This window comes from Centipeda felix, assembly GCF_900186465.1.
Lineage (GTDB): Bacteria > Bacillota > Negativicutes > Selenomonadales > Selenomonadaceae > Centipeda > Centipeda felix.
On sequence record NZ_LT891959.1, the window covers coordinates 199,073 to 217,616 of the forward strand.

At 56.1% G+C, this 18,544-nt stretch carries 9 protein-coding genes; all 9 read right to left on the minus strand.

Annotated features, from left to right (window positions below; all coding sequences use genetic code 11):
- Positions 1-7: 7 nt before the first annotated feature.
- Entirely contained in the window at positions 8-3,802 is a 3,795-nt protein-coding gene (gene addA / locus C1713_RS08435; RefSeq protein WP_102493636.1) for a helicase-exonuclease AddAB subunit AddA, read from the minus strand.
- Positions 3,756-7,352: a PD-(D/E)XK nuclease family protein gene (locus tag C1713_RS08440; RefSeq protein ID WP_102493637.1), complete on the minus strand. Its 3,597-nt coding sequence runs from the start codon at positions 7,350-7,352 to the stop codon at positions 3,756-3,758. Before C1713_RS08440 ends, addA begins: the two co-directional genes overlap by 47 nt.
- The gene (locus C1713_RS08445; RefSeq protein WP_102493638.1) at positions 7,349-10,429 is read right to left on the minus strand and encodes an AAA family ATPase; all 3,081 of its coding nucleotides are present in this window, start codon (positions 10,427-10,429) and stop codon (positions 7,349-7,351) included. The genes C1713_RS08440 and C1713_RS08445 overlap by 4 nt, the downstream gene beginning before the upstream one ends.
- Complete coding sequence (locus C1713_RS08450; RefSeq protein ID WP_102493639.1) at positions 10,426-11,571, minus strand: exonuclease SbcCD subunit D; 1,146 nt, start codon at positions 11,569-11,571, stop codon at positions 10,426-10,428. The genes C1713_RS08445 and C1713_RS08450 overlap by 4 nt, the downstream gene beginning before the upstream one ends.
- 69 nt (positions 11,572-11,640) lie before the next feature.
- Positions 11,641-13,674 carry an NAD-dependent DNA ligase LigA gene (gene ligA / locus C1713_RS08455; RefSeq protein WP_102493640.1) on the minus strand — a complete coding sequence of 678 codons (2,034 nt, stop codon included), beginning with the start codon at positions 13,672-13,674 and terminating at the stop codon, positions 11,641-11,643.
- Between the two features lie 7 nt (positions 13,675-13,681).
- The gene (pcrA, locus tag C1713_RS08460; protein ID WP_102493641.1) at positions 13,682-15,922 is read right to left on the minus strand and encodes a DNA helicase PcrA; all 2,241 of its coding nucleotides are present in this window, start codon (positions 15,920-15,922) and stop codon (positions 13,682-13,684) included.
- A gap of 79 nt (positions 15,923-16,001) precedes the next feature.
- Positions 16,002-17,648 carry a putative manganese-dependent inorganic diphosphatase gene (locus tag C1713_RS08465; protein WP_039980876.1) on the minus strand — a complete coding sequence of 549 codons (1,647 nt, stop codon included), beginning with the start codon at positions 17,646-17,648 and terminating at the stop codon, positions 16,002-16,004.
- A gap of 148 nt (positions 17,649-17,796) precedes the next feature.
- Positions 17,797-18,153: a YraN family protein gene (locus C1713_RS08470; RefSeq protein WP_050343623.1), complete on the minus strand. Its 357-nt coding sequence runs from the start codon at positions 18,151-18,153 to the stop codon at positions 17,797-17,799.
- Entirely contained in the window at positions 18,150-18,461 is a 312-nt protein-coding gene (locus tag C1713_RS08475; protein WP_009442488.1) for an EscU/YscU/HrcU family type III secretion system export apparatus switch protein, read from the minus strand. Before C1713_RS08475 ends, C1713_RS08470 begins: the two co-directional genes overlap by 4 nt.
- Positions 18,462-18,544: the final 83 nt, after the last annotated feature.

The following is an 18,544-nucleotide window of genomic DNA, read 5'->3' on the forward strand; positions in this document are numbered from 1 at the left end:
TTTCCTCCTATGCACTGGCCGCCTGACGCTCCATGCGTACTTCACGACCTGTATCCAGCAAAAACAGGTAGCATTCCTTCACTGGTCGCCCAAGGATCGTCTCTACGGCATCACAGTATAGGTCAATCTGAAACTGATAGCGTGTGCGTGCATCCTGCGGGGAAATATGACGATCCGTCTTATAGTCGAGAAGAATATAATCGCCGTTTTCTTCCTCAAAGAGGACGTCGATGATACCCTGCAGGAAAATGCGATCTGCCTCGTCCTGTGCCTCCTTATAGTATTTCTTCGCCGGCAGGAGCCGCCCGAACGGCAGCTCACGATATACACGCTTCGCCTCACGCAGACGGCGTCCGAGCGCCGAGGAAACGAACCGCCACACATTGCGGACATCGAGGCTCTGATATGCTTCTTCGGTCAGAATTCCCTGATCGAAAAGGGATCGTGCCTGACGCTCAATAGCCGCAATGTCAGGCACCTCCGCGAAATCAAGATGCTGCATGAGTGCATGCATGGCTGTGCCGCGCTCCATCGGACTCAATGCAGCACGCTTTGCCGTGCGCAGAAAACGCGGAACTTCCCATTCCTGCCCGCCTGCCCCCGCGCCAACAGCAGGCGCAAAGGACGGCAGAACCTCCTCATCGGGGAAGTTCTCACGCTTGAGTTCCGTTACGCTGGTCTTTGCGTGGATCTGTTCCGTGCCCCTGCTGTCATACGTCCAACTGAGAATAGAGTCGACATACGGTGCACGTACTCCCGGCGAAAGCGGCTCTCCGCTGCGAATGGCAGAAAGTTCGGCATCTTCCGCCCTCTCCTCCTCACTGCGTGACGTACGTACATCTGCTTTCTCAATCCGCACGGCGAATCGCGCTTTTTCATCGCTCCATTCCCGCAGCTCGATGCCCTCAACTCCCTCCATCAACGCCTGTCCATCGGGATGCCGCATCAGTGCCAGGGCAATCCAGTCCAGATAGCAGGATGCACCGAGAATGGCGGCATCCGGAAACGTCTCTCCCTCCTCCCTCGCGTATTGCTGGCAGAAATCCCGCAGCTGCGCCAAGCGGCTCAAGCCGCTCCGAGAGGTGCGCAGTGTCCCCGTCAGGATGAGTTTTTCCTGCGCGCGTGTCATCGCAACATAGAGGATACGCATTTCCTCCGCGATCGTCTCGCGGCGGATCACCTCTTTGACGCTTCGCCGACCCAGCGTATCATATTTCTGCCGCCCGATTTCCGTGTTCTCATATACACGCACGCCGATCCCAGCATGTGCATGATAGAGCACGTCTCCTGATATATCCTGCGTATTAAACGCACCGGCTATATTCGCGAGAAAAACGACGGGAAACTCCAGACCTTTACTGCGGTGAATGGTCATGATCCGCACGACATCTTCGCTCTCACCCAATGTCCGCGCGGCAGAGAGATCGGTACTGCGCCGCCGCAGAGCATCCATATAGCGCAGGAAACGAAACAGACCTCGTTCATTCGTACGCTCAAAATCGCCCGCACGATCGATGAGCATTCGCAAATTTGCCTGCCGCAGAATGCCGTCGGGAAGTGCGCCGACATAGTCATAGTACCCCGATGTACGGTATAGATGCCAGAGTAGCTCAGGCACACTGTGCAGCAATGCATCACGTCGCCAGCACCTTATCGTCTGCAGTGCCTCCTTTGCCTTATTTCGTACAGCAGGCGGAACCTCCTCTGCGTCTGCTCCCTTCAGAGCATCGTAGATCGAGCCAACAGGTGTGTGAATGCGCAGCAGGGCAAGTTCCTCCATCGACATCCCGATCATCGGCGATGTGAGGACGGCCGTCAGCGGAGTATCCTGCCGTGCATTGTCCAGGACAGCGAGAAGGGAAAGCATCATGCGTATTTCGCTTGCCTCAAAATACCCTGCCGTATCATCTGCATAGGACGGAATGCCCGCTTCTCGCAGGGCATCCATCAGGATAACTGCCCGTTCCTTTGCGCCGCGCAGCAGGACGACAATATCGCTCCAGCGCAGAGCTTTTCCGCTCTGGACAGTATATCCTGCATCGACCAGCTCTTTGATGCGACGCGCGATATAGTGTGACTCCACCGCAAAGGCAGCCAGCTCTTCGCCCTCATCGTCCGCTTCCTCTGCGGAGTAATCCGCATCCAGGAGATCGATCTCCAGCGGCGATGCCAAAGATTTCCCCGCAGGATCGTCGTCAAAGGTGCGTCCCGGATTCAGGCGTGCACTCTGATCGTAGGCGATCTCGACCGCCGACTCCGTCATGATCTGCGAGAATATCTCATTGATGGGCTGCAGCACCTCGGCGCGGCTGCGGAAGTTCTCTGACATGGTGATCAGTTCACCGGCAGAGCTGCCCTGACGATAGGCACGATAGGTATGTTGGAAAAGACTCGGATCCGCCAGCCGAAAACGATAGATACTCTGCTTCACGTCGCCGACAATAAAGCGGTTGTCATCACGCGCGATCTGCCGCAGGATGCCCTCTTGAAGCCCATTCGTATCCTGATATTCATCCACCATGATCGCTGCATAGTATGCACGAAGCTCGTCTGCGATATCCGTCGGATCAACGGAATTCAGATCATCCTGCAGCTGCTCTGGATGCCGACACAGGAGTGCCAACGCACGATGCTCCAGATCACTGAAGTCCAAAAGAGAATGTTCCAATTTCTCCTTTTGAAAGGCATGATGAAAATCCAATGCCAGACGGGCATATTGGCGAATGGCGGTATTCGCTCTATTCTCCGCGGCACAGAGCTCCTCTGCTGTGGCGGGCAGCTGATCGACAGCGGCGTCCCATGCCTTGTAAATATTCGTTATCTTTTTTTTCAACGCACTGCCAAGCTCTGGATCATAGTTCTCGATGGACTTGTGCGGGATGCTTTTCCGCTGTTTCTTTGCAGCAGCTGCATCCACACGAAAGCGTTCCCATGCCTGATCTTCTGCGCCGCTTATGAGGAGCTGCAGCCCGCCCTGCAGTTCCTCATAGAGATCCAGATTATGATGGATGACTGCCATGTATTTCTCAGCTGCCGTGTGCAGTTCCGCATCCCCCTGCATCAGAACGTCCATTGTGCTGTGGTATCCGGCACATAGATCGGACAGTTTCTCATGCAGCTCTCGCGCCAGCACATCAAACCCACGCCGCTTCCAGTACGGCACATCATCTTCTTCCTGTCCCTGCCGGCTGAGCCATACCGCAGGCGAAGGCTGACTGAGCGCGAAGTCATAGAGTGCGAGCACCTCTTCCTTGAGTTTCTCATCGTCCCCCTTGACACCTCCATAGGCATCGGCAAAGGCAAGAAATTCATCGCTGCCCCCCTGTACTGCCTCCTCATATTTTCGCTCAAGGAGTTCATCCATGACATCGCGTTTGAGCAGACGTAATTCCTGCTCACTTGCCAGACGAAATGTCGGAGGAATGTCGGTCGCGTCGATATGCGCCTGCAGAAGTCGCTGGCAGAATGAATGAAACGTGGAAATGTCTGCGTCTGTCAGCAGAATGCGCTGACGCTCAAGGCGGTCAATTTCCTTGCTGATGCCGGCGTCCCCGGCAATGGCATCGATCTCCGCATTGAGTGCCGCCTCGATACGCTCGCGCATTTCAAGAGCGGCGGCCTTCGTAAAGGTAAGAACCAGAATACGATCCAGGGACAGCTCCTCATTCCGCACCTGCGAAATAATGCGTTCCACCAGTACGCGCGTCTTCCCGGATCCTGCTGCTGCCGCCACGAGAATATTGTGTCCTCTCGCATCAATCGCGCGCTGTTGGTCTGCTGTGAATGTCAGCCGATCCGCCATCGCGATCCACCTCCTCTACGATCCGTGCAATTTCTTCCATCGCCTCCTGCGCATTATCGGCGATATCATGATATACGTCCCCCTGCCGAAGTGTAGGATCGAAAGCGCAGATGGTATGATAGTCACAATACGTACACGCATTGCGATCCTGAAAGCGATAGGGGTAGACACGGATATCTCCGTGCAGAATGTCCTCCGCCGTCGCGCGGATCAGCTGCGGCAAAAAGGAAAGCAGCTGCTGAAATTCCTCGCGCGAACGCACAAATTTTGCCGAAGATTTGGAGAGACTGTTATCTTTGTTGAACGAGATGCAGATATGATCCGCCGCCTGATCGAGCTGCTTCATGATATCCGCATCGTCGAGCAGCATCCCCGTGAGTGCCATACCCTTCATCACCCGGCGTCGGAGAGCCGTCTCATCCAGGCGCACGTTACAAGGGACAATGGGGTTTTTCACCGGAGCATAGAGCATCCCTGCGGGAAACGCCTCCCCCGTATCCAGGATGGAGCGCACGACGAAGAGATACAGGAGAAGCTGCATCTTCAGTCCGTGCCGAATCTCAGGCAGGAGGAGGGACGTCGCCCCCGTTTTATAGTCGAGAACCAGATAGTAGGCATGATGATCCATCACATCCAGACGGTCGATCTGCCCGCGCAGAGAGAGTGTCATGCCGTCCGCAAGCGGAAAATCCGCCAGGCGGACGCCGTCATTCCTGCGCCCGAAGCTGATCTCAAACCCATAGGGATGAAAGGAAGATGCCGCCGCCCATGACGTAAGATGCTGTATTGTCTGTTGTGCTGTACAGCGGATCCGTTCGATGCGGTGCCGATAGCTGGCACGACTCATCAGCACGGTACTGTGCACCTGCGGGATCAGTTCCTGCAGCAGTTCCTCGATCTTCTCTGGAGCTTCTGCCAATGCCGAGCACCAATCGTTGCCGTATGCACTGCACACCCACTCACCGTAGCCGCGCAGGATGCCGTGCAGAAGTGTCCCGAAGTCATTGCTCTGAAATTCGTAGCGATCCCGCTGCTGCAGCCGCAGCCCGTACATAGCAAAGTGGCGGAACGGGCACTGGCGAAACGTCTCCAGCCGTGTGGTACTTCCGCTGAGCCGACGGTCGCGCGTAAACAGCCGAGCTGCCACGGGAGCAGGGATGGACACTTCGCGCGGCGGGAGAAAAAGTCCATGGAGCATACGCCGCAGGAGCGGCTGCATCACAGCATCCTGCAGCATCCAGTTGTAGACATCCCCCCACATGGCGGGCATTTCCCCGCGCTCTTTCTTTTCACGCAGCGCAGCAGTCAGATGCGAGAGTGCAGGATACGGTGCAGAGAGGAGCAGCGGATCATCTCGCCCAGCCAAGGCAAGCGGGATGGAGAAAAAGGAACTGCTGATTCGGCGCAGCCGTGCGATCAGCGGCGACGGAGCAAGTGTCGAACCATCCACCGAAGAAAGCGCATACGACACCCAGAGGTAGTCGCGTGCCTCCGTAAACCCGCGGTAGAGCTGATACCGTTCCAAAAAGCTCTGCTGCGTGCGCCCCCCAAAGACGGTATGCCCGGAATCCGCTCCCGACGTCTGAAGAGACTCACCGATGAAGAGGAGTTCTGTATCGGAAAATACGCCGCTCGTCCTTCCCGCGCGCGGCATGATGCCGGCATTCGCCCCAATGACAAAAACAGCACGCGCTCCCGCGATGCTGTTCTGATCAAAGGAGGCAACGGTGACATGATCCAGCCCCGGCGGAATCAGGGCAATGGACATGGCGTCAAGTCCATCGCTCAAGAGCTCCTCATAGTCACGGCTCGATAGCGGGTCGTCTCCGCGCACCTCGACCAGCTGATCAAAAAGTGCCATGCAGGAACTCCAGATCTGGCGATGGGCGGCAGCATCCGCCAATCGACCTTCCCGATCTGCCGTTTCGCTCCACAGGCGGAGTGTCTGCGGAACACATAACTCATCGAGGAAGTCGTATAGTGCCTTCGTACGCGCACGCGCCGTGCTCTCATGCCGTCGCAGGTGCCCGGTCAGCAGGGAAAGCGGTTCTGCAATCCGACGGCGCAGATGATCCAGCCACTGCTCTTCCCTGAGGCGTTCTTCCTCCTCGTCCAAATGTAGCTCATGTTCTGTGACCCGCCGCTGGACAAAGTCCCACGGCTCTGTCGCCGTCCACTGTGATTCACTGCGAATCCCGTAGGCAAGGCAGTAGTTTTCCAGACGATCGACAGCCTCCTGCCAATCCGCACAGAGTGGAGGAGCATCTTCGTCCTCCTCCGTTCCGAGCAGCGGAAAGAAGCCTGTGCGCAGCGCACGGAAGACAGTCTCATACGCCCACCCACGCCACGTCATCTGTGCAACAGCACGCAGGAGCTCAGCAAGTGGATGATGCGCACTCGGGCGTTTGACATCCAGATAAAATGGAATGCCGCAATCCGCAAAAGCAAGTGAGAGCAGATCGCCGTAGAGATCGACATCACGCATAAGCACGGCGATCTCGCGGTAGCGATACCCATTGTCGCGTGCGAGGCGGAGGATGTCTGCCGCCGCCGTCTCCACCTCAAGACGCGGATTGGCTGCCTCGACGATACGTATGGAATCATCCTTCGCGGGCGTGATATGTCCGTGGCCGAACAGCTGTGCTTCCAGCAGACGAAGCCCTTCCGTCCGCGCCCGATGCTGCACTGGCATCAGTCGAATTCCAATCTCCGCCGATGGCTGCTCCTCCGTAAAGATCTGCTGCAGGAGGTGCATCGTCTGATAACTGCGCGCAAACAGCCCCGTATCATAGATATTTTCCGGCAAATTGGTAAATATATGCGTTCCATCATCACGTCCGTCCATCGTGAGGCTGACATGAACGGTATCAACAACGCGAAACAGCGCGCGAAAGACCGCAAGTTCCTGCGGATTGAAAAAATCGAATCCGTCCACCCACAGTTCGGCGCCGCGCAGAAATGGTGCATCAATGAGCTGTGCGGCGAGCCGCTCCATCCGATCGGTGTGATCGGTCAGTCGTCCCTCCATGCGGGCAGCGAGTTCGTCCATGATCGTGGCAAGTTCTGTCAGCTTCGCTGACAGTCGTGCATGCTTTCCTGTACTGACATCTGCTGCCTGACGCAGATGATCGGAGCTGAGCCGATCACGCTTCAGTTCTGCGATCGTATGCCCAAGCACCTCCGTAAACCCACGCTTGTGCACGGAGCGCTGAAAGACGGAGAGTTCTCTGCTGTGCTGTAGCAGAATATCCTTGAGCAGGATACGCCTGCCGATATCGCTGATGCGCGGCAGATGTTCCCCGCCGGTCTCAAGCAACACCTGCCGACCAAGGCGACGAAACCCAAAGACATACACTTGAAGGAATCCCGCTCCATGCGTCAGAGCCTCGGCCAGTGCCCGCTCCGCCGCATAGGTCATGTGCTCGGGAACGAGAAGGATGCGCTGACGCCCGAGCGGCTCCTCCCGCAGCACATCCTTCATCGCCGTGAGACAGTCATATGTTTTGCCCGTACCCGACCGCCCAATGATAAACTCCAGCCGTGCCGTCATAATGCCAATCCCCCGCTTTGCGTAAAGGATGCATAGCTGCCGTTCTGCCCGCGGCACACTTCCAGATGGACGGGAATCCGTGCACGCAGTTCCTCGATGTGAGAAATGATGCCAACCAGCCGACCGCCCTCACGCTGCACATCGAGAAGCGCGCGAATGGCAACGTCAAGCGTCTCACTGTCCAGAGATCCGAAGCCTTCGTCGATGAAAATCATATCGAGATGCATTCCGCCCGCATAATGCTGCACAACATCCGAAAGTCCAAGTGCCAGTGACAGGGAGGCGAGGAATGTCTCTCCGCCGGAGAGGGTGCGTGCGAGACGCGGGAAACCCGTATACTCATCAAAGACATCGATCTCAAGCCCCCACCACTTCTTCTTTTGTCCGCCCTCCCCGTGGATAAAGCGGTAACGTCCCCGGCTCATCATCATCAGCCGCTCGTTCGCGGCATCGATGACATCCGACAGAATCGAGCGAAGAACATAGGTCTGAAAATGGATCTGATAGGGTGGTTTTGCCGCAGCGACATTCGCGAGTTTCCCGATCACACGGTAACGCTTATCGCGGGCTGCTCCCGCCCGTTCCAGCGCATCCATTTCCTTGGTCATGCGCGTATAGAGAGCCCTGCGCTCCATGCGGACGCCCTGTGCTCGCGCGCTGTCCTGCACACGCTGATCGGCGATGCGCTCCGCTTCGGTCAGTGCCTCCATGTCCGGCGGACAAAGCCCCTCTGCTGCTGCCTCGGCCGCCTTCACCAGCTCCTCTGCCGCCTGAAACGCCGTATCATACGCGGTGATACGTTCACGTACTTTTTCCAGATAGTCGCTCTTTGCCCAGTCTCCCACGATCGCATGATGGTATTCTTCCTCGGTCAGAAAATCTGCTGCACAATATGCAGCCGTATACGCTTCCTGCGCCGCTTGCCGCACTTCTTCCGCTTCCTTCAGAACGCGCTGCGCCGCCGCCTTAGCACTCTCCGTACGAGCACATTTCTGCGCCGCCGCCTTCTCACGCTTCTCTGCTTCAGCGCGGGCGGTTTCCGCTGTTTTTACTTCCCGTTCCAGAAGTGCCGCCGCTTCCCGTACTGCCTCTGCATCACGATACTCCTCGGGCAGCTGACGCTCCAATGCATTCTTCTCCCCCTCATGAAGCCCTATGAGATTACGATTCTTTTGAAGCAGGGCTTCCTGCTCTTTCTGCTGCTCTTTCCGCGCAAAGAGCAGCTGCTGCTCTTCGGCATACGTTTTCTCAAGGGCTTTGCACGCATTCTGTGCACGGCGGAGCTGCTTTTCCCGTTCCGCGACACGCGCACAGAACGCCTCCATGGTTTCATCCGCGAGAAGCTCTTTTATGCGTTTTTGCTCATGGAGAAGCTCCTGCTCAAGCCGAAGGCACGCTGCCTTTTCCTGCTCTGCCTGAGCAGTGCATTTCTGCAGCTCCTTTTCTGCTGTTTCCACATGCTGCATGCATACATCCATCTCTTGTGCGGACGGGATCTCCTCCGCATGGACGGCAGGACTTGGATGTGCGAGAGATCCGCAGACCGGACAAGGTGTATCTGCCTGCAGTGTCTGCGCCAGACGTGCGGCACTGCCCATGTCGTAGAGGGTGCGCAGACGGCGCTGCGTCGTCCGCACGTCGGATAATGCCTCCTCTGCCGTCTGCAGTTTTTTCTGCGATTTTTTGACATGTGTGCGTGCTGATGTCAGTGCATCTTCTAGTTCACGTATGTGGTCCGACGCCTTTTGGCAGTGTTCAAGCTGTTTCTTCTCCTGCTGAACGATCTCACTCCCGACCAGGATCTGATGTAGTCTTGCGCGTTCTTCTTCGTACTTCTTCTGTGCCTCGGTGAGACGTTCAATCTCCGCTGCGCCGCTTTTATATTTTTCTTCTCCCTCTGCGGCACGGACGCGAAGATCGCGCAGGGCAGAAGTACATTCCTGGTAACGGTTCGCCAGCGGAGCGTAATCCCTCATGCGGCGCAGCTGCTCCATATTTTGCGTATGCTCATCTGCATGGGCTTCCACCTTCTTCAGGCATTCTATGGATGCATCATGTTCCGTCTTCGCAGCAGCGCAGTCCTTTGCTGCGGATGCGTATGCCTCTCTGCGGGTGCGTTCCGTGTTCAACGCTTCGATGTAGCTGCGCTCCTTGTAGAGCACCGGTTGTGCATGCTGTGCACGTGACAGGCGTACACGAAAGTCGCGGACAGACTCTGCCTGTTCGCGCTTTTTCTCCAAATCACTTTGTGCCGCATCCCGTGCGCTGAGTTTCTGCTGCGCAGCAGCCCCCTCTTCGCGCGCCCGCCGCGCACTCTTCTGCGCCTTTTCGAGCTCCCGCAAGATTTCGTCCTGACGGCGTATCTCCTCCGAAAGTTCAGAGAGACGCGTGCGGAGTTCGTCCGATGACGCCATTCCTTCGGCACGCAGAATGCCTTCCGCGCGCTCACGCTCCGCCTGTGCCGTCCGCTCAAGCTGCTGTGCCTCTTTTGTCAGTGCTTCTTCAATGCGTTGATATCGCTCTGTACGGAAAATACGCTGCATAATGGCACTACGATCCTTGACTTCTGCCAACAAAAACCGCTGAAACTGTCCCTGTGGGAGGAGAACGACCTGACGAAACTGGTCGGCATCGAAGCCGATCAGCTGACTGATGCGTTCCGAGACATCCGTGATGTTCGCGGCAAGCAGTTTTTCCTCGCCCGTCTCGCCAACATCGGGCAGACGAAATAGCTGTCCCGTTGCTGCCCGCCGCGTCATCTTACCGCGTGACATGCGAGAATAGGCCGGTGAACGCAGCACACGGTAGCGGCGGCGCCCGAGCGCGAATACATACTCCACCTCCGTCGCCCGATCCGGCGGTGCTGTGGAGGAACGCAGCATTGCTCCCTCGCGTATATCCCCGCTGGACTCTCCGTAGAGGGCGAATACGATCGCGTCCAAAATAGTGGTCTTTCCGGAGCCCGTCGCTCCATGGATCAAAAGGAATGGGGCATCGGCAAGGGCTGTCTCAAAGTCCAAAATCTGCTCGTCCACATAGGAACCGAACGCCTGGATGCGGAGTTTCAGCGGTCTCATTGCATTCTCTCCTCCCGTTCCAACGCATCGATGACATGCGTAAGTTCCTCGGTCTCCTCCTGCGTCATCTTCTCCGTGGTCATCTCCGCATAGAAATCCGCAAAGAGATGGAGATCTGACTTGCCGCGCTCATAGTTTCGTACTTCGCTGGAGGAATGTCCCATGTGAATGTTCGGGCGCGTGATGAGAAAAAGATTTGGATAGACGCGACGCAGCTTTTCATGGGCGGCGAGTACGGCATCTGTGTCGGTAAGCTCCACGCAGATATAGTCCTCATGAGAAAGAGGATCGAATCCATCGGACATGATCTCAGTCATTTTTCCTCTCACAATCCGCACATCATGCCGCGGTGTCAGCGGATAGAATGTGTGGGAGACAGCCCCTGCTGCATCGATATCGACCAGTGTGATCCCCTTTTTCTGATGTGACTCATCAAAGGAATACTTGAGCAGAGATCCGGCATAGCGAACCTGCTCCGCTCCCGCGCGCTGGGGCGCGTGCAGGTGTCCGAGAGCAGTGTAGTTGTATGGTCTAAATTTATCTGCATGCACCTGATCACTGCCGCCCACGGAGAGGGTGTGCTCGGATTCGGAGGTCTGACCGCCAATCACAAAGGCATGGGCAATGGCGACGCTGCGTGCGCCCTGCGGTATCATCGCCCGCGAGGCGGCAATCTGAACATCCAATGCCGTATCGAAGGACGGTGTTTCGTCCAGTGAAAAAGCCTCGCGGACATGCGGCGGATCGCCATAGGGAAGCAGCGAGAAGTAGACGTCCCCGAATGCATCGGACAACACGACGGGAGCTGCCTCCGCATCAAGAGTGCCTGCAATATACACGCCGGACGATTGCAGCAGCTGTGCCCCAAATGCCAGACGAACAGCACTGTCATGATTGCCTGCAATACAGAGAACCTTGATCCCCTGCTCTGCCAGTCGTGTCAGCACTGTATTAAACAACGCTACGGCTTCGGGCGGCGGCACTGCCCGATCATAAATATCGCCCGCGAGAACAAGCGCATCCGGTCGGACATCGCGGCACAGTGCCAAAAGTTCTTCCAGCACATACGCCTGATCTTCCGTCATGTGCTGCTGTCCGAAGAGTTTCCCCAGATGCCAGTCTGCTGTATGGATAAAGCGCATAATAGTCCCTCATACTACATGACAAATGCCTGATTTCATTCGTGCGATCGTCGATAGCTTTCTCGCGGTTTACAAGCCGTCCTTTTCTTCCGAAATCATGGCGCAAAGAGCTGCCTCGTCCAAGACGGGGATGCCGAGATCCTCCGCCTTTTTCAGCTTGCTTCCTGCCGCTTCTCCCGCGACAAGATAATCGGTCTTCTTTGAAACAGAGCCCTTCACCAAGCCCCCATGCGCCGTGATAAGGGCACTGCATTCCTCACGGGACAGAGTCGGCAGTGTCCCCGTGATGACAAAACTCTTTCCGGCGAGTGCCGTCCCCACACGCTCCGTTCGTGTTCCCGCAAAGTTTACCCCGGCTGCACGCAGGCGATCTAACAGGGCACAGGCGGATGCAGACGAGAAGAACTCCGTCAGCTTCTGTACCGTAATCTCACCCATATCCGGAACAGCGAGAATGCGTTCTGGGGATTCACGCGCCGCCTCCTGCAGGGCATCAATGGATGAAAATTCCTGCATCAGCGCAGCCGCTGCCGCGCGTCCGATGCCAGCAATTCCCAGCCCCGTCAATAGACGCTCGGGAGGGTTTTGCTTACTCGCTTCAATTGCCGCAAGACGCTGATCGACACTCTTTGCGCGGCCGATCAGTCCAGAAGCAACGAGCTCCTCTCGATGCTCATGCAAAGAAAAGATCTCCGCAACATCATGGATATATCCTGCATGGACAAGGGCAATAACGGCAGCCGCTCCTAGCCCCTTGATGTCCATCGCACTGCGGCTGACGAAGTTCAGAAGATGGTTCTCGATCTGTGCCGGACATACAGGATTTTGGCAGCGCATATCCGCCGTATCTGCTTCGCGTACGGCATGTGCGCCACAGACGGGACAGACATCCGGTATCACATAGGGGCGACTGTTCTGCGGTCGTTTGTCCTTCAGCACCGCCTTGACGCGCGGGATGATTTCCCCTGACTTATAGACGAGAATGGTATCACCGATACGGATGTCCAGGCTGTCAATATAGTCCTGATTGTGCAGGGTTGCCCGCTCGACGCGTGTTCCGCAGAGCCCCACGGGATCGAACACGGCCGTCGGCGTGATGCGCCCAGTCCGTCCGACGGAAAGCTCAATATCGCGAAGTACCGTCTCCTTCTCCTCCGGCGGATACTTATAGGCAATCGCCCAACGCGGCGCCTTTGCCGTTACACCAAGTTCCTCACGCATGGCAAAGGAGTTCACCTTAACCACGGCTCCATCGATGTCATAGGGCAGGCTGCCGCGCCGCACACCGATCTCCTCGATGGCGGCCCAGACCTCCTCTGCCGTACGGCAGACGCGGTAATTCGCAATCGTCTTGATCCCCTGAGACTGCATGAATACATACGCCTCGGTATGAGAGGAAAATACACGGCCGTCACTGCGCTGCAAATTGAATACGAACATAGACAGCCTGCGCTCCTTCGTGATGCGTGAATCCAGCTGCCGCAGAGTTCCTGCAGCACAGTTGCGCGGATTGGCAAAGGGCTTCAGCCCGAGAAGTTCCTGTCGCTCGTTGACCTCGGCAAATGCGGCGCGCTTCATATAGACCTCGCCGCGCACCTCAAAATATGGCAGGGCATCATGCAGCTTCTGTACAACATCGTCGATCACGCGTGCATTCGCTGTCACGTCTTCTCCCTGCACAATGCCGTCACCTCGTGTGATCGCACGTGCAAGCACACCGTTCTCGTAGCGAAGCGCCAGAGACAATCCGTCGATCTTTTCCTCGACGACAAATTCCGCCGCAGGAAAATGCGCAAGGACATTATCGACAAACGCATGAATCTCTTCCTCGGAGAATACATCCTGCAGGGAGAGCATCGGAACATCATGAGGAACGAGTAAGCCGACTTCGCGCTGTGCTGAGCCTCCCACGGTGCGTGTCGGCGAGTTCTTCGTAATGAGCTCCGGATACGCTGCCTCAAGTTTTTTCAGGCGCATCATCAGCATATCGAAGTCATAATCCGAAATCTCAGATTCATTATCGTCATAATACTGCTTGGAATACTTCCGTATTTTACGCCGCAGCTCTGACAGCTCTGTCTTTACCTCATCAATCTTGCTCATGATCTCCTCACAGCTTCAAAATCGGTGCATACTTTTGCACGAACTTCTTGATTCCTTCCCCCGGGAATGCAATGGACAGCTCGGCATCCTCACCTGATCCGCTGATGGCGACAATGCGCCCGTCCCCCCACTTGCTGTGGCGTACGGCATCCCCCGCCTTAAAGGCTGCCGATGCGTCGGGGCGGATCACACTGCCGTCCTCCGCCGTATGCTGCGGCGGCGTCATATAGCGTTTTCGCTCTGTGCGGGTACTGCGCTCACTCCATATATTGGATGGTGCACGCAGATCAGTCCCGCCTAAAAAGTCCGCCTCCTTATGCTCGACCAGCTCCTCCGGAATCTCTGCCAGAAAGCGCGAAGGCCGCGACATCTCCGTACGCCCGTAGATCGTCCGCTGCCTTGCATAGGTGAGGTAGAGCCGACGCTCGGCGCGCGTGATGCCGACATAGCACGTACGCCGCTCCTCCTCGATCTCCGTATCATCGAGCAGCGTGCGGGAATGCGGAAAGAGCCCTTCCTCCATCCCCGCCATAAAGACGGCGGGAAACTCCAGCCCCTTCGCCGCGTGAAACGTCATGAGCGTCACTGTCCCGTCCGACTGCTCCGTCTGGTCGACATCGGAAATCAGCGCAATCTGTGCGAGGAAATCCGCAAGTCCGTTCTCCCCCTCCGCTGCACCATCATCAAAGTTCTTCGCCACACTGATGAACTCACGCAGGTTTTCGAGACGGTCACGGTTGTCTTCCTTCTTCTCCTCCTCAAGCGCAGCGGCATAGCCGGACGTCTCGATCACATCCTCGACAATCTCATGGATGGGACGCGTTCCGAGCTGTCCCATAAAGGTAAAGACCATGGCAGCGAACTCCTCCAGCGCCAGCTTTACCTTGGCGGAGAGTTTGGGAATCATGGAGAGCAGCTGAGCATCCGTAATCACCTCAAAGAGAGAGATGCGGTACTCCTCCGCCGTCTCCATCATGCGAGCGATGGACGTAGGGCCAAGACCACGGCGCGGGACATTGATGATGCGCAGAAGACTCAGTGTATCGCGAGGATTGTAGATCACACGCAGATAGGCGATAATGTCTTTAATCTCACGCCGATCATAGAAACGCACCGAACCAACCATTGCATACGGGACACCTGTCGCGTAAAAAGCCTCCTCAATATTGCGTGACTGCGCATTAGTACGGTAGAGCACGGCAATATCGCCATACTTGACATGGAACATCGTGTGCAGACGCTCTACCTCCCGCACGATATAGGAGGCCTCATTCTTTTCCGTTGCTCCCTCATAGATCGTAATGCGGTCGCCGGTCGGATTATCCGTCCAGAGCTCCTTCTTCTTGCGCGTCAGGTTGTTCTCGATCACAGCATTCGCCGCTGCAAGAATATTCTTCGTCGAGCGGTAGTTCTGCTCAAGCAGGATAACCGTCGCCTCCGGGTAGTCCTGCTCAAAGTTCATGATGTTCCGCATATCTGCGCCGCGCCAGCCGTAAATTGACTGGTCTGCATCGCCGACGACGCAAATATTGCGGTGCTCTGCGGCAAGCAGCTTGGTGATCGCATACTGTGCGCCGTTCGTATCCTGATACTCATCCACAAGAATGTACTGGAACTTCTTTTGGTACTTCGTCCGCAGTTCCTCATTCTTCGTAAGGAGTTCCACCGTCAGCATCAGCAGATCATCAAAATCCAGTGCATTGTTCTCCTGCAGCTTGGACTGATAGAGGGCATAGATCTTGGCGACCTGTTCAGCAAAGAAATCCGTTGCCTGCGCCGTAAATGCCGCGACATCGAGCAGACGGTTCTTCGCATCGGAAATATGCGCCTGCACCGCGCCGGGAGCGGTATGCTTCTCGTCGATATTGAGCTCTTTCAGGCACTCACGGAGCAGCCCCTTGCTGTCCGCAGCATCGTAGATGACGAAGTTCTTCGCATAGCGCCCATAGTGCTCGAGCTCCATGCGCAGAAAGCGGGCACAGAACGAATGGAATGTGCTCAGCCAAACGTCCTGCGCCGCATCTCCGATCAGTGCATCCACGCGTTCGCGCATCTCGCGGGCAGCCTTATTGGTAAATGTAATGGCAAGGATGCGGTAGGGCGGAACACCATGTTCCAACAAATTGGCGATGCGAAATGTCAGCACACGGGTCTTTCCGGAGCCCGCTCCGGCAACGATGAGGAGAGGTCCCTGCAGGCACGCGACAGCGCGCTGCTGGGGTTCGTTCAGCCCTTGCATCAAATCCATAGAATCGTCCCTTTCACTCCAAATAAGAAAGGCGGGGCCGCCGCCACGGCAACTCCGCCCCTCCCATATACAGTATCCCTTATGTCTTGATTCGCTTGACCGCTTCCGAGAGCGGCGGAATGATCTGCTTCTTGCGCGACATGACACCCGGCAGATAGAGATGTGTTCCGCTCGTATCCTTGCGGAACGCCTCTCCGATCAGCGTACGCGGCGAACCCGTAAAGAGCAGATAGGTTGCCTCCTCGAGAATATCCGTAATCATAACGAGACTGAGATCAAACCCCTCCGTGTCGCAGATGGACTTCATCGCTGCGAGGAGCTCATCCTCCTTTGCCATGATTTCCTTCGTGTCCATCACCGAGGTCTGACTGACGACCACACGATAGGCACCAATGGTGAACTCCTTGAGGTCGTTACGTACAATCTCCATCGGCGTCATATTGCCGACACTGGAGCCCGCCTTCAGCATCTCGAGGCCGTACGCGTTCATATCCACGTCTGCGATCTCAGCGAGACGCTCCGCCGCCTGTTTATCCTTTGGCGTGCAGGTCGGAGATTTGAACAGCACCGTATCAGAGATGATGGCGGAGAGCAAGAGACCTGCAATCGACGGAGGAATGTCGATGTCGTTCTGCCAGTGCATATTAGAGACAATCGTTGCCGTGCACCCGACTGGCTCGGCGTGAGTGTAGATTGGTTCGCTCGTACTGATCCCACCGAAGCGATGATGATCGATGATCTCGATGATCTTCGCCTCCTCGATGCCCTCGACCGCCTGATTGCGCTCGTTGTGATCGACAAGAATCACCTGCGCCGGGTCGGAGACCCCCAGTCGGTCACGGCTCACGAGACCGACGATGCGGCCGTTCTCCAATACGGGATAATTACGGTAGTTGGTCTCCTCCATGATTCCCTTGATATCAGACAGGAGATCGAGCGGCTTGAAGCAGACGGGATTATCGTGCATGATGCGCCGAATGGGCACACACTGGTTGATGAGCCGCGCCACTGTATAGGTATCATACGGCGTCGAGAGGACGAAGATACCACGCGTCTCCGCTTCCTCCAGAGCCTCAGCCGGAACACGGCCGTCCCCGGTCACGACAAGGCAGGAAATCCCCTGGTTAATGCAGGTCAGAATCGTCTCGGGCTTTCTGTCGCCCACGAGCACGATGTCGTTCCCTTTGATGATCTTCTTAATCGTTGCGATACTTCCGGCAGCGATGCGGATCTGTCCCTTGATTGTCTCCGACTCATCACCGGAGACAAGCACCTGACTGTCGGTGGCATGAATGATGTCGCGATAGCGTACGCGCATGTCTGCGAGATTCGTCATGCCGAGCTCCTGAAAATACCGCTTCGCAAGATCACTGACCGAAACGATGCCAACGAGAAGTCCCTGGCTGTCCGTCACGGGAATCGACCGCAGATCATTCTCGCGCAGAACCTCCCCCAGATTGCGTAGGGTATCATGCTGGCGCACAACGATCTTGCAGTCCATCGCAATATCCTTGACACGCGGATAGAGATCGGGGATCAAGAGCGGCTTTTCGACATGGAAGTACTCCAGTGCAAACCGCGTTTCCTTATTCACTTTGCCGGCGCGTGCGGCAATGGCATTGACGCCCATGGCCTGTTTCAGATGGGCATAGCCGATCGCGGAGCAGATCGAATCCGTGTCCGGATTACGATGCCCAATGACATAAATTGGCTTCGCAACGTTCAAAATAGTACCTCCTATTACGGTTCTATCCACCGCATACATCGTTGTTATTATAGCATATTCACTGATTCGATTCCATAAGCAAAAGAGATTCGATAAGCAAAAGAAAAGATGCAGGACATGAACCGCACCTGCATCCTTTGTATCCGCCTCACACCTCAAAAGCCCCCTTGAGGTGATGAATCCCCCACTCGTTTCCCGCGGCATAGACCTCAACGATGTCAAAACGGCAAGGTGTTTGATCCATCTGTTTTTCGCGCAGATACCACATCGCCGTCTGTATGATTCTGCGCTGCTTTCGGTAGTTTACCGCTTCTGCTGGAAGTCCGCAACGGACGCTTCGTCGTGTCTTTACCTCGACAAAGACCAATGTATCACGATCCTTTGCGATCAGATCAATCTCCCCTATCTTTGTGCGATACTTCTGTGCCAGAATTCGATATCCCTGCGCACCGAGATAGCGGGCAGCACAGGACTCTCCTCGATCTCCCAGCACCTTATTGCTCATGGCGATTTCCTGCTCCCCATGTGACGATCAATCCGATAGACATGGGCGAGCACTTCAGCGATCGTACGATAGAGCTCGGGAGGGATCTCGCGGTCAATCTCAAGCGCCATCAGCATATTGACGAGCGATTTGTTCTGATAGACTGGTATGCCGTTTTTGCGTGCCTCCGCCAAAATGCGGTCAGCAACAAGGGAACGGCCTTTTGCCGTCACGCGCGGCGCACGATCCGACTTTGCATCATATTTGATGGCAACAGCACGCGGTTCTTCTTCGCGCTGCTCCTCTTCCCTGTCCGCGTGATCCGGCATATCTCACCATCCTTGTCTTTTCGTCCCGCGATCCCTCAGCAACATTATATGAGGCGATCTCATGATCGTCAATAGGCTATACC

Bases quoted from the DNA above. Each gene is read 5' to 3' on its own strand.
- C1713_RS08440 (WP_102493637.1), bottom strand. From the start codon at position 7,352: ATGACGGCACGGCTGGAGTTTATCATTGGGCGGTCGGGTACGGGCAAA.
- pcrA (WP_102493641.1), bottom strand. From the start codon at position 15,922: ATGGATTTGATGCAAGGGCTGAACGAACCCCAGCAGCGCGCTGTCGCG.
- C1713_RS08450 (WP_102493639.1), bottom strand. From the start codon at position 11,571: ATGCGCTTTATCCATACAGCAGACTGGCATCTGGGGAAACTCTTCGGA.
- C1713_RS08475 (WP_009442488.1), bottom strand. From the start codon at position 18,461: ATGCCGGATCACGCGGACAGGGAAGAGGAGCAGCGCGAAGAAGAACCG.
- C1713_RS08470 (WP_050343623.1), bottom strand. From the start codon at position 18,153: ATGAGCAATAAGGTGCTGGGAGATCGAGGAGAGTCCTGTGCTGCCCGC.
- addA (WP_102493636.1), bottom strand. From the start codon at position 3,802: ATGGCGGATCGGCTGACATTCACAGCAGACCAACAGCGCGCGATTGAT.
- C1713_RS08445 (WP_102493638.1), bottom strand. From the start codon at position 10,429: ATGAGACCGCTGAAACTCCGCATCCAGGCGTTCGGTTCCTATGTGGAC.
- ligA (WP_102493640.1), bottom strand. From the start codon at position 13,674: ATGAGCAAGATTGATGAGGTAAAGACAGAGCTGTCAGAGCTGCGGCGT.